The following is a 12,527-nucleotide window of genomic DNA, read 5'->3' as shown; positions in this document are numbered from 1 at the left end:
GGCATATTGTCACACCTCCGCTACGGAGAGGCACGCGATGCACAACCTCCTCAGCCGCACCCTTGAGCGGCTCGACCGCGTGCGGCGAGACCGGATCCTGCCCCGGATTCACGCCCGGTCGGCAGGCGTCGAGGTCGAGGCATGGACCGTCGCGGACGACGGGGAACCGGTGAGCGCCCGGCACGCCCTCGGGCTCGCCCGCGACCCCGGCCGTACCGCACCTGGCTACCGTCCCTTCCCGCTGGGCGCCGCCTGGGGACAGGCCTGGGCCACGACCTGGTTCCGGATCCGCGGCACGGCCGGGCAGCAGGCCGGTCCCCTTGACCTCGTCCTCGACCTGGGCTGGTTCGACCACTCCGTCGGCGGCCACTGTGAGGGCCTGGTCTTCACCCCGGACGGCACGATCGTCAAAGGCCTGCACCCTCGGCAGTCCCACGTCCGGTTACGCGGAGACGGAGCCGTCCCCGGCCTGCTCGACGCCGACGGCACGTTCGTGCTCTACGTCGAGGCGGCGGCGAATCCGCTGCTGCTCGGGTTGCCGCCGTTCGTCGTCACCGATCACGGTGAGAAGGGGGCGGAGGAGCCGTTCGAGCAGTTCAGGCTGCGCCGCGCGGAGCTCGCCGCGTTCTCGCCGGAGATCCACGCCCTGGCCTGCGACCTGGACGTCGCCGGTGGCCTGGCCGCCGAGCTGAGCGCGGACGAGCCCCGGCACTGGCGGCTGCTGCGCGCGATAGAGGAGGCCCTGGACGTCTACGACGAGGCGGACGCCGAGGACGGCGCCCGGCGGGCGCGCGCGATCCTGGCTCCCGTCCTGGCCGCGCCCGCGCACGCCAGCGCCCACCGGATCACCGCCGTCGGGCACGCGCACATGGACACGGCGTGGCTGTGGCCGCTGCGCGAGACGGTACGCAAGCTCGCCCGTACGGTCTCCAACGCGCTCGCCCTGCTCGACGCCGACCCCGCGCTGGTGTACACGATGTCGGCGGCCCAGCACTTCAGCTGGCTCGAAGAGCACTACCCGGAGCTGTTCGACCGGGTGCGGCACCACGTCGAGCAGGGCCGGTTCGTACCGGTCGGCGGCATGTGGGTCGAGGCGGACGGCGTCATTCCCACCGGCGAATCGATGGTGCGCCAGCTCACCTACGGCAAGCGCTACTTCATCAGCCGGTTCGGCCGCGAACCACGGGAGATGTGGCTGCCCGACTCGTTCGGCTACTCGGGCGCCCTGCCCCAGCTGGCCCGCCGGGCCGGGTCCCGCTGGTTCCTGACCCAGAAGATCTCCTGGAACGACACCACGGTCTTCCCGCACCACACTTTCTGGTGGGAGGGCATCGACGGCACGCGGATCTTCACCCACTTCCCACCCGCGGAGACGTACGCCGCCGAGGTGACCGCCCGCGAGCTCCGCCACGCGGTCACCACCTTCAAGGACAAGGCGATCGCGTCCCATTCGCTGCTGCCCTACGGGTACGGCGACGGAGGCGGCGGACCCACCAGGGAGATGGCCGAACGGCTGCACCGCTTCGCCGACCTGGAAGGCGCGCCACGGGTGACCTCCAGGTCGCCGGCGGAGTTCTTCCAGGAGGCCGAGGCCGAGCTGCTGGACGCCGGATCCCTGGAACCGGTCTACCGTGGCGAGCTCTATCTGGAGCTGCACCGGGGCACCCTGACCTCGCAGACGGCCATGAAACAGGGCAACCGGCGCTGCGAGTCGCTGCTGCGGGCGGCCGAATACCTCAGCGCGGCGGCGAGCACGCTGCGCGACGCGCCCTACCCGCACGCGGACCTCGACGAGATCTGGCGCACCGTGCTGCTGCACCAGTTCCACGACATCCTCCCCGGAACCTCGATCGCCTGGGTGCACCGCGAGGCCCGCGACACCTACCGGGCGGTCGAGGAACGGCTGCACGATCTGATCAAACAGGCCACGGCGGCACTGGGCGGCGAGCGGGCCGACCCACGCGCTGCGGCGGAACCGAGTGCGGCCGTCGTCGAGGTCACCGACGGCGAGGCCGGCGCCACCGTACTGGATGACGGTCTGCTGCGGGTCGTGGTGGACGGCGACGGCCATGTCGTCTCCCTCCTCGACCAGCGCGGCGGCCGGGAGGTCGTCCCGCCCGGGCGGCGCCTCAACGAACTGCAGCTCTTCCGCGACGAGCCGGTGCGCTGGGACGCCTGGGACGTGGACCGGCACGTGCTGCGCCACCCCCAGGTGCTCGACGACGTCACGAGCCGGAAGGTGATCCGCGACGGATCCGACGCGGGCGTGGAGGTGGTCCGGCGGACCGGCGCGTCCACGATCACGCTGACCATGTGGTTGCGGGCCGGCACCGGGCGGTTCGAGACCGAGTGCGCCGTCGACTGGCAGGAGCGGGAACGCCTGCTGAAGGTGGCCATCCCGGCGCGGGTCAGCGCGCGGACCGCGCGGTTCGAGACCCAGTACGGGTACGTCGAACGCCCGCTGCTCGCGAACACCGCGTCCGAGGAGGCGATGTTCGAGGCCGCGATGCACCGCTACGTGCAGGTGGCCGACGCCGGCTTCGGCCTCGCGATCGTCAACGACACGATGTACGGAGCCGACGCCCGCGCCGACGGCGACTCCACCGTCGTCCGGCTGTCCCTGCTCCGGAGCGCGCGCTTCCCCGACCCCCACGCCGACCAGGGCACGCACGCCTTCCGCTGGGCGGTGCTGCCCGGCGCGGACGTGCCCACCGCCGTGGAGGCCGCCTACGCGTTCAACGCACCCGACCTCGCCGGGCTGTCGCCGATAGCACCGCTGGTCCGCCTGGAGCTCCTCACCGGCCACGCGGTCGTCGACTGGGTGAAGCAGGCCGACGACGGCTCCGGTGACCTGGTCGTCCGCGTGTACGAGACCCAGGGAGGACGGGCGAGCGCACGGATGCACTGCCACGAGGAACTCGGCGCGGGAGCCGTCCTGTGGGAGACCGACCTGCTCGAACGAGAGCTCACCGGTGACGAGGACCTGCCCCTGGCCGTGGGGCCGACACACCGTTCCGTGAGCGAGGCCCGGCTGGATCTCGGCCCTTTCCAGGTGGCGACCCTGAGGATCGCCGCCCCACCCAAGGAGGACATCCAATGAAAAAATGGACCGGTGTCGCGGCACTCGCCCTAGGATCGCTACTGCTGTCCGGGTGCGGCGGCGGCGATCCGACGCCGCAAGCCTCTGGCGGGGCGCTGTCGGGCACGATCAAGTTCCAGACCTGGAACCTGAAGAACGACAAGTTCACGCCCTACTTCACCGAGCTGATCGCGGCCTTCGAGAAGGAACACGCCGGCACGAAGATCACCTGGGTGGACCAGCCCGCCGAGGGCTACCAGGACAAGCTGTCGGCCGACGCCGCCGCGGGGGCGCTGCCCGACGTCGTCGACATGGGACCCGAGGCCGCCTACACCCTGGCCCAGGCCGGGGTCCTGCTCGACCTCAGCAAGGCCGACCCCCAGGCCAAGAGCCTGTACCTGGACAAGGCGTGGGAGGCGATGACCTTCAGCGGGCTCGGCGGCGGAACCTTCGGCTACCCGTGGTACCTGAACACCGGGCCGTCGTTCTTCAACACGGCGCTGTTCAAGAAGTGCGGTCTGGACCCGGCCAAGCTGCCCGCCACCTATGACGAGCTCTTCAGCCAGGCCGAGACCATGGCCAAGAAGTGCTCGGACGTGTCGATGATCGCCCGGATGCCGGTCATCGAGATGTTCGGTGAGGCCGGCGTGCCCCTCATGGACGCCGCGGGCAAGAAGTTCACCTACAACGACGCCAAGGGCGTGGAGCTGGTCGAGCGCTTCAGGAAGCTGTATGCCGGCAAGGGCCTGACCCAGGAGTCGCTGAACAACCTCCAGACCAAGGAGGTGGAGGAGTTCAAAGCCGGGCGGCTGGCGTACCTGTCGGGCAGCTCCTACACCCTCAACGACCTGAAGGAGACCGCGCCCGACATCTACAAGGCGCTCGGGATCGGGCCGCGGATCAGCACCGCCGCCCCCAACATGTACATCGAGTCGCTCGTCGTGAACGCCACCGGCAAGAACCAGCCCCTGGCCACGGCCTTCGCCAAGTACGTGACCAACGCCGCCAACCAGCTCGCCTTCGCCAAGAAGGCCTCGGTGTTCCCCTCGTCGACCGGGTCGATGGACGACGAGTACTTCACCAAGGACGACGGCGACCCCGCCACGAAGACGCGCCTGGAGAGCGCCGCCCAGGTCAAGAAGGCGGTCGTGTGGTGGCCGCCGGCCTTCTCCGGCTCGGCCGACGCTGACACGCTCCGCGAGCAGATCGCCCAGGCCCTGCTGGGCAAGAAGTCGGTGCAGCAGGCGCTGGACGAGTCGGTCAAGTACTCCAACGACCGGCTGGCCTCGCACGGATGACCGACTCCACCCCGGCCACCCACAAGTGGCGCGTGACCCCCTGGTTGTTTTTGGTGCCGGGCCTGGCCGTCGTCGTGCTCCTGGTCCTCGTGCCGTTCCTGAACACGCTGCGGCTGGCGTTCACGGACTCCATGCTGCTGCGGCCCGGGGACTTCGTCGGACTGGACAACTTCCGGCGGATGTTCGCCGACGAGCGGTTCGGCACCGCGCTGCTGAACTCCAGCCTGTACGTGGTGTGCGTCGTGCCGTTCATGGTGGTGCTGCCCCTGGTCCTCGCCTCGCTGCTCAGCGGGGCCGGGCGGCTCATGGGGTTCTTCCGCACCACCATGTACCTGCCGGTGATCATGTCACCGGTGATCGTCGGCCTGATCTGGACGAACCTGCTCGACAAACGCGGCCTGGTCAACGAGCTGCTCGGCACGCTCAAGCTCGTCGCCCAGCCCGTGCCGTTCCTCACCGACCGCTGGCTGCTGCTGTTCAGCGCGATGTTCGTCACCGTGTGGACGGGCCTGGGCTACTACATGGTCATCTACCTGGCCGCGCTGGCGAACATCGACCCCAGCCTGTACGACGCGGCGGCGATGGACGGCGCCGGCCCGGTACGCACGTTCCTGAACGTCACCGTTCCGGGCGTGCGCTCGACGATGGCGCTCATCGGCGTCCTGTCGTCCGTGGCGGCCTTCCGGGTCTTCGGCGAGATCTACGTGCTCACCGACGGCACCGGAGGGGTGGGCGGCGGCGATCTGACGATGACCATGCTCATCCAGCGCGAAGGCACCGGCCTGCAGGCGCGTACCGGATACGCCGGCGCGATCAGCCTGGTCATGTCCGTCATCCTCGGCGCGCTGCTGATCGCGCAACTCGTGATGCAACGCAAGCAGAGGTCTTTCTGATGTCCACCCGACGTCGCTTCTCGCCGGGTTCGGCCGTGCGTTACCTGATCCTGGTCCTGATGGCCGTGCTGCTGGCCGGCCCCCTGCTCTGGCAGCTCTCGCTGTCGCTCAAGGGCGCCGGCGACGCGCTGTACACCCGGCCGCCCGAGCTGATCCCCGGCCATCCCACGCTGGGGAACTTCTCGACCGTGCTCGATCGCATCCCGGTGCCCCACTACCTGCTCAACTCACTGACCGTGGCCGCCATGGCCGTCGCCGGCAACGTCGTGGGCGCCACCTGCGCCGGTTACGCGCTGGGCAGGCTGCGCTTCCGCGGCCGCGGGGTGGCGGCCGGCATCTTCGTCGCCGCCCTTCTCGTCCCGGCCGAGACGGTCCTCATCTCCCAGTTCCTGCTGGTCAGGGCGGCCGGTCTGGCCAACACCCTGATCGGCGTCGTCCTGCCGACGATCGTGGCCGCGCTGAACGTGCTGCTCATGCGCAACGCGTTCGCCAACCTGCCCGCCGAGTTCGACGAGGCGGCCGTCATCGACGGCGCCAACGCCTGGCAGCGGTTCATCCGCGTCTCCGTCCCCCAGGTCAAGGGCGTCATCACCGTCGTGGCGATCTTCGCCTTCGTCGGCTCGTGGAACGACTTCCTGTGGCCCCTCATCGTGCTGTCCGACGAGGACAACTACACCCTCACCGTCGGACTGAACCGGCTGCGCGGCACCTTCTACGACGATCCGCGCCTCATCGCGGCCGGCACGATCATCGCCCTGGTTCCCATCGTCACGTTCTTCGCCGTGTTGCAGCGCTACTTCTTCCGCGGGCTCGAAGCGGGAGGCTTGAAAGGGTGAAATGCTGAGATTCGGGGTCAACTACACGCCCTCCCGGGACTGGTTCTACTCCTGGCTGGATCCGGACTGGACGGCCACCCGGCGCGACATGACGGCCCTGGCCGGGCTCGGCCTGGATCACGTCCGCGTCATGCCGCTGTGGCCCGTCCTGCAGCCGAACCGGACGCTGATCCGCCGCCGCGCCCTCGACGACGTGCGTCACGTCGTGGAGATCGCCGGCGAGGCCGGTCTCGACGCCAGCGTCGACGTCCTGCAGGGACACCTGTCGGGCTTCGACTTCGTGCCGAGCTGGCTGACGGACTGGCACCGCCGCAGCATGTTCACCGACCCGGACGCGATCGGCGCGCAGGCCCACCTGGTCGAGGCCCTCGACGAGCACCTGCGCGACCTGCCCAACTTCCTCGGCCTGACCCTGGGCAACGAGGTCAACCAGTTCACCTCCGCCCTGCACCCGAGCCCGATGCCGGCCACCGCGCAGCAGGTCACGGTCTGGCTCCGGGCGCTGCACGGCGAAGGTCCGCGCGACCGGCGCCACTTCCGGCTCAACGCCGAATACGACGCCGTCTGGTACGCCGACGGTCACGCCTTCACCCCCGCGCACTCCACCCGGCACGGCCAGATGAGCGTGATCCACTCGTGGATCTTCAACGGCACGGCGCAGGGGTACGGCGCGATGTCGCACGAGAGCGTCAGCCACGCCGCGTACCTCATCGAGCTGTCGCGCGCCTTCGCCCTCGACCCGGCCCGCCCGGTGTGGCTGCAGGAGGTCGGCGCGCCGCTCAACCACCTCACCGAGGACCAGGCGCCGGACTTCTGCGAGGGCACCGTGCGGGCGGCGGCCGACAGCGACGCCCTGTGGGGTGTCACGTGGTGGTGCTCGCACGACGTGGAACGCGGGCTGGCCGACTTCCCCGACCTGGAGTACAGCCTCGGCCTGATCGGCGCCGACGCCGGCGTCAAGCCGATCGGCAGGCGCTTCGCCGAACTGGCCGCCGAACTGCGGCACCGGCCGCGCCCTTCCCCACGGCGGGAGGCCGTCGTCGTTCCGGTCGACGCCGAGGACGTCCCCGTGTCCCGGGCGGAGCTCTCTCCCGGCGGCGGCGTGTTCGAGACCTGGATGAGCCGCGCCCGCGCCGGAGCCCGGCCCGCCGTGGTCACCTCCACGACCGCGGGCGACCCGTCGGCGCTACGCGCCCGCGGCATCGAACGGCTCGTCCACGCCGAGCCGACGGGTCGCACCTTCTACAGCTCGGTCGCCGATGTCGAGGTGCTCGAACGGATGGCCGCGCATGCTGATCGTTGAGCCCGGCAGCGGCAGCGGCAGAGGCAGCAGCGGGAGCGGGGGCGGCGGTGGCGGGAGCGGGAGCAGCGGGAGCGGGGGCGGCGGTGGCGGTGGCCGTGGCGGTGGCGAACCCGGGACCGGGACCGGGCCCGGCATGGGGCTGGGGATCGGCGTCGTGGAGCTATTGCTCGCCGAGCTTTCCCTGCGGGAGAAGGTCGGCCAGCTCAACCAGCGCCTGTTCGGCTGGCAGGCCGTCGAGCGGGCTCCCCGGGGCGGTTTCCGGCTCACCGACCTCGCTCGTGCCGAGCTCGATCGGTGGGGCGGACTCGGCGCACTGTACGGGGTTTTCCGCGCCGACGCCTGGTCGGGCCGCTCGTGGGCCGACGGGATCCGGCCGGAGGAACGCGCCGAGGTGGCCGCCCTGGTCCAGGACGAGGTGTCGCGGGCGGGCGGGCGCCACATCGGAGTGCTGCTGTCCGAGGAGGCCCCGCACGGGCACCAGGCGCTGGGCGGGACGCTGCTGCCGACCAACCTCGCGGTGGCCGCGGGGTGGGATCCGGCGCTGCTGACCGAGGCCGCGGCCGCCGTCGCGGCCGAGCTCGCGGCCAGCGGGGTGCACCTGGCGCTGGTGTCCGCGCTCGACCTGCTGCGCGACCCACGCTGGGGGCGGGCGGAGGAGTGCTTTGGCGAAGATCCGCTGCTGGCCGCGGAGCTCACCAGAGCGCTGGTGATCGGCATGCAGGGTAGTGATCGCGGCGCGGTGGGCGGCGGCGGAGTGGCGATCGTGGTCAAGCATCTGGCCGCTCAAGGCGAAGCCGTCGGCGGGCGCAACGGCCAGTCCGCCGTCATCGGCGCCCGCGACCTGCGCGAGCTGCACCTCCCGGCGGTCCGGGCCGCTGTGGAGGCTGGGGCGCTGGGGTTCATGGCGGCTTACAACGACATCGACGGGGTGCCGTGCTGCGCCAACCGCGACCTGCTCACCGGCTTCCTGCGGGCCGAATGCGGCTTCGACGGAATCGTCATGGCCGACGGCCTGGCCGTCGATCGGCTCACCGCGATGACGGGCGACCCGACGGCCGCCGCCGTGGCGGCGCTCGAGGCCGGCGTGGACCTGTCGCTCTGGGACGAGTCCTTCGGCCTGCTGGAGCAGGCCGTCACCGAGGACCCGCGGGTGGCCGAGCTGGTCGACACCGCCTGTCGCCGGGTCCTCACGCTCAAGCAGCGCTTCGGCTTGCTCACGGAAAGCCTGCCTGCGGCCACCGCGCCCGTCACGCTCAACCATCGCGAAACGCTCGCCCTGGCCGGCCGCGCCGCCGACGGCCTGTCCCGTCGGCTGGCCCGGCAGTCGCTGGTGCTGCTCCGCAATGGCGGCGGGCTCCTGCCGCTGGACCGGCGGGCGCTGACCAAGGTGGTCCTCGCCGGTCCGAACGCCCGCGACGTCACCGCCCTGCTGGGCGACTACGTGCCGCCCCTGCCCCCGGGGTCGGCCGCCGGCCTGGACCTGGCCCTGCGGCAGGCGCTTCCCCACGCCGAGGTGAGGTGCGTGTCCGGCGTGCCGACGGTGGCCGACCTGAGCGGTGCCGAGGTGAGGTGTGTATCCGGAGTGCCTACGGCGGCCGATCTAAAAGGCGCCGACGTAGTGATCCTGGCGCTCGGCGGGACGAGCCACCGTACGTACGCGGAGGACTTCGCCGCCAACGGGGCGATCGCGGGTCCGGCGACCGTCGCGACGGCAGGGGAGGGCGTCGACCTGGCCGACCTCTCCCTGCCCGGCGGCCAGGACGACCTGGTCGCCGAAGTTCGTGCGCGGGCCCGCTGCCCCGTGGTGGCCGTCGTCATCGCCGGCCGTCCGCATGTGCTCACCGGCGTGCTCGCCCACACCGACGCCCTGCTGTGGGCCGGTTACCCCGGTCCGCACGGAGGCCATGCGATCGTCGACGCGCTGCTCGGTGTCCACGAGCCGGTCGGCCGCCTGCCGTTCACCGCACCACGCCATCCGGGGGCCGTGCCGGTCCGCCACAACGACCGGCACCCGGCCCATGGTGTCTACCAGGACGCGCCGGACCCGGTGCTGTTCCCCTTCGGCTCCGGCCTGCGCTACCGGCCCGTGCGGTTCGACCGCCTGACCGCGTCGGCGCACGCGGCCACGGTCCGGGTGAGCGTCGAGGTCGTCAACCCCGCCGATGCCGAGGCCGAGGTCATCGTGCCGCTGTTCGGGCACCGGGCCGGCGGCGTCGTGCTGCCTCGCGTACGCGAACTGCTCGCCTTCCGCAGGGTCACCGTCCCGCCGGGCGCCCGCGTCACCGTCGCCTGGGACCTGCCCGCGGCGCGCTGCTTCGCCGAGGGCGCGGCGGACCGGGCCGTCACCGACCTGTACGTCGAAGACCTCCACGAGACCCTCCGACCGTTCAGCCACCTCAGGCCGCCAGCGGCCGAGCTCATTCTCAACAGTGAGGAGTTGTGATGGCCCGATCACCTCGCACCGGCAGACGGGTGACGACCCGTGCGGGCACCGCCGCCCTGGCCGCGATGCTCACCGTCGTGCTCGCCGCCGGCGGCGCCGCGGCCAGCGACACGCTGCCCTGGACGGGCGACAGCGCGGCCGGTGCCCACCAGCCCTACCAGCACGGCTACTCCGTCACCGACCTGCTGCGCTGGAACCCCGCCGACGACGCCCACGCCGAGCTGTTACGCGCCAAGGTGCCGCTCCAGAGGCGCAACCCGGCCAACGCCGCCACGCAGCGCACCCCCGCCCTGCCCGCCGACACCCAGCTGCTGACCCTGGCCGGCGACTACGGCAACGCCTTCTTCGAAAGCCACCCTTACACCAACGAGTTCAGCCAGTACCTCTTCAACTACTGGCAGTACGCCGACTTCTACGCCTCCTGGCACGGCATGCCCACCGAGGGGGTGCCGGTGAGCTACTACGACCCGGCCAAGGACTGGCGGGAGAAGTGGTTCGAGTTCGGGATGCTCAACCTGCCCAACCCCGGCTACACCAACGCGGCCCACGCGAACGGGGTGCGCTCGCTGGGGTGCGTCTTCTTCTCCGACAACGACCGCGGCGACCAGACCTACGCCGAGCTCCTGGTCCGCGACGCCGACGGCGGCTTCCCCGTCGCCGCCAAGCTCATCCAGCTCGCCAAGTTCTACGGCTTCGACGGCTACTTCATCAACCAGGAGGCGAAGCTGGCGCCGGCCGACATCCCGGCGTACAAGGAGTTTCTGCGGCAACTGCGCGCGGGCGGCATCTACGTGCAGTGGTACGACTCCATCAACAGCTCCACCGGCGCCATTTCGTACCAGAACGAGTTCAACTCGGTCAACGGCCCGTTCGTACGCGACGCTCAAGGTGACGTGTCCGACTCCATCTTCCTCAACTACTGGTGGAACAGGACCAAGCTCACCAACTCCAAGAACTACGCCGCCGGCCTCGGACTGAACGCCCGCAAGAGCGTCTTCGCCGGCGTCGAGGCCGGGCAGTACCAGTTCGACCAGCCTTACAACCTCGACGACAACCTCGACGCGAGCGGTGCGCCGATGAACGCCATCGCCACCCTCGGCGCCGACTTCGTCTCCTCCGACTACGCCGGCAAGACCGACGACGCGGCCCAGCGAGACGTCTTCGACCGGGAACGCCGCTGGTGGACCGGCTCCTCCCAGGGCGCCACCACGCCAGAGGGCAGCTGGAAGGGAATCTCGAAGTACATCGCCGAACGCTCCGTCATCGGCGGCACCACGTTCGCCACCTCCTTCAACACCGGCCACGGCCTGTCCACCTGGACCAAGGGCCGGCTGTCCAACCCGAAGGAGTGGGGGAACGTCAACCTCCAGGACCTCCCGGTGACCTGGCAGTGGTGGATCGACGCGGCCGGAACCCCCCTCAGCGCCGACTTCGACTACGGCCCCGCGTACACGCCGGCGAGCCGGTTCTCCTACCAGAAGATCGGCGCCTACAACGGCGGCAGCTCCCTCGTCCTCAGCGGCACCCTGGACAGCGACAACACCGCGCGGCTCTACAAGACGGACCTGAAGCTCACCAAGCGCTCGACCCTTGAGCTGACCTACAACAAGCCTTCGGCGAGCGACGACTCCGAACTCCGGCTCGGCCTCGTCCTCGCCTCCGACCCGGCCAAGGTGATCCAGCTCCCGCTGGCCGGCTCGGGCCGGCACACCACGGGCTGGACCACCGGGTCGGCGGACCTGTCGGCGTACGCCGGTCAGCGTGTCGCCGCGCTCGGCCTGGTCGTCGCGGCCGGCGCCCGCCCCATCCCGGGATATCAGGTCAACCTCGGCTCCCTGGCCCTGCGCGACGGCCAGGCCAACACGCCCGCCGCGCCGCAGGACCTGCGCATCACCGAGCTGCTCCCCGAGACCGGCGAGCTGTTCCTGTCCTGGAAGCGCTCCGGGTACGACAAGGTACGCCGCTACGACGTCTACCTCGACGACACCTATCTCGGCGGAGTCTACGACGACGTCTACTACGTCAAGCGCTTCACGGCCACGTCAGGAACGATCAAGCTGGTGGCGGTCGGCCCGGACGGGTCGCAGAGCCCGGCGGCGACCACGTCGTTCGACCTGTCCACGGCGCCGGGCGGGGTGAAGACGTCAGCGAAGCCGGACGGCACGCTGACGGCCGCCTGGACGCCTCCGGTCCGGGGGAGCGGCGGGCCCATCACCCTGAAGGTCCAGAGCCTCGACACCGCCCACCCGTACACCAAGGAGGTCGAACTGTCCGGAACGAGCACGGGCACGACGCTGACCGGCGTACCCGTCGACGGCGGCGACTACCTCCTCACCCTGCGGGCGGGAACGGGCACGACCACCGGGGCACGCGGGACGTTCGCCGATGCCGAGATCAGCCCCTATCCGGCCTCGGCGGTGGCGATCAACGGGAACACGTTCACCTTCTCCCGGCCGGCTCTTCCGGACTGGCACACCTTGACCATCCTTGAGGACGGCCAGGCGAAGTCGTTCGCGACGACCTACAGCTCGGGCGCCAAGCCGTACATCATCCGCGGCCGCACCACCCGGGGCGCCGAAACGGTGACCATGTCCAGCGCCACCAGCAAGGTGGTCGCCATCCTGGAGGACTACGCCGGCAACAAGGCCACGACCGTACTGCGCGGCAACTGACCG

The 12,527-nt window shown here is 70.8% G+C and carries 7 protein-coding genes; all 7 read left to right on the top strand.

The window, feature by feature from the left end:
* The first annotated feature begins 37 nt into the window (after nucleotides 1–37).
* The 7 genes from AB0B91_RS19260 to AB0B91_RS19230 are packed head-to-tail and all read left to right on the top strand — an operon-like array spanning nucleotide 38 to nucleotide 12,524.
* Nucleotides 38–3,100 carry a glycoside hydrolase family 38 C-terminal domain-containing protein gene (locus AB0B91_RS19260; protein WP_358320957.1) on the top strand — a complete coding sequence of 1,021 codons (3,063 nt, stop codon included), beginning with the start codon at nucleotides 38–40 and terminating at the stop codon, nucleotides 3,098–3,100.
* On the top strand, nucleotides 3,097–4,377 hold the full coding sequence (locus tag AB0B91_RS19255; protein WP_358320954.1) for an extracellular solute-binding protein: 1,281 nt from the start codon (nucleotides 3,097–3,099) through the stop codon (nucleotides 4,375–4,377). Before AB0B91_RS19260 ends, AB0B91_RS19255 begins: the two co-directional genes overlap by 4 nt.
* A complete protein-coding gene (locus tag AB0B91_RS19250; protein WP_219537291.1) occupies nucleotides 4,374–5,270 on the top strand; it encodes a sugar ABC transporter permease in 897 nt (298 codons plus the stop codon). The genes AB0B91_RS19255 and AB0B91_RS19250 overlap by 4 nt, the downstream gene beginning before the upstream one ends.
* Nucleotides 5,270–6,106: a carbohydrate ABC transporter permease gene (locus AB0B91_RS19245; RefSeq protein WP_358320948.1), complete on the top strand. Its 837-nt coding sequence runs from the start codon at nucleotides 5,270–5,272 to the stop codon at nucleotides 6,104–6,106. Before AB0B91_RS19250 ends, AB0B91_RS19245 begins: the two co-directional genes overlap by 1 nt.
* A 1-nt stretch (nucleotide 6,107) precedes the next feature.
* Nucleotides 6,108–7,409, top strand: a complete 1,302-nt coding sequence (locus AB0B91_RS19240) for a glycosyl hydrolase (protein WP_358320945.1) — start codon at nucleotides 6,108–6,110, stop codon at nucleotides 7,407–7,409.
* Complete coding sequence (locus AB0B91_RS19235; protein ID WP_358320942.1) at nucleotides 7,396–9,852, top strand: glycoside hydrolase family 3 N-terminal domain-containing protein; 2,457 nt, start codon at nucleotides 7,396–7,398, stop codon at nucleotides 9,850–9,852. Before AB0B91_RS19240 ends, AB0B91_RS19235 begins: the two co-directional genes overlap by 14 nt.
* On the top strand, nucleotides 9,852–12,524 hold the full coding sequence (locus AB0B91_RS19230; RefSeq protein WP_358320939.1) for a hypothetical protein: 2,673 nt from the start codon (nucleotides 9,852–9,854) through the stop codon (nucleotides 12,522–12,524). The genes AB0B91_RS19235 and AB0B91_RS19230 overlap by 1 nt, the downstream gene beginning before the upstream one ends.
* Nucleotides 12,525–12,527 lie beyond the last annotated feature (3 nt).

It is taken from the genome of Nonomuraea sp. NPDC049141, assembly GCF_040648415.1.
GTDB lineage: Bacteria > Actinomycetota > Actinomycetes > Streptosporangiales > Streptosporangiaceae > Nonomuraea.
Note: the sequence above shows the minus strand (reverse complement) of the source record. Positions and strands in the feature narration are given on the sequence as shown.

What these genes read in the sequence shown, in the direction of transcription:
- AB0B91_RS19260 (WP_358320957.1), top strand. Translation starts at nt 38, where the DNA reads ATGCACAACCTCCTCAGCCGCACCCTTGAGCGGCTCGACCGCGTGCGG.
- AB0B91_RS19255 (WP_358320954.1), top strand. Translation starts at nt 3,097, where the DNA reads ATGAAAAAATGGACCGGTGTCGCGGCACTCGCCCTAGGATCGCTACTG.
- AB0B91_RS19250 (WP_219537291.1), top strand. Translation starts at nt 4,374, where the DNA reads ATGACCGACTCCACCCCGGCCACCCACAAGTGGCGCGTGACCCCCTGG.
- AB0B91_RS19245 (WP_358320948.1), top strand. Translation starts at nt 5,270, where the DNA reads ATGTCCACCCGACGTCGCTTCTCGCCGGGTTCGGCCGTGCGTTACCTG.
- AB0B91_RS19240 (WP_358320945.1), top strand. Translation starts at nt 6,108, where the DNA reads ATGCTGAGATTCGGGGTCAACTACACGCCCTCCCGGGACTGGTTCTAC.
- AB0B91_RS19235 (WP_358320942.1), top strand. Translation starts at nt 7,396, where the DNA reads ATGCTGATCGTTGAGCCCGGCAGCGGCAGCGGCAGAGGCAGCAGCGGG.
- AB0B91_RS19230 (WP_358320939.1), top strand. Translation starts at nt 9,852, where the DNA reads ATGGCCCGATCACCTCGCACCGGCAGACGGGTGACGACCCGTGCGGGC.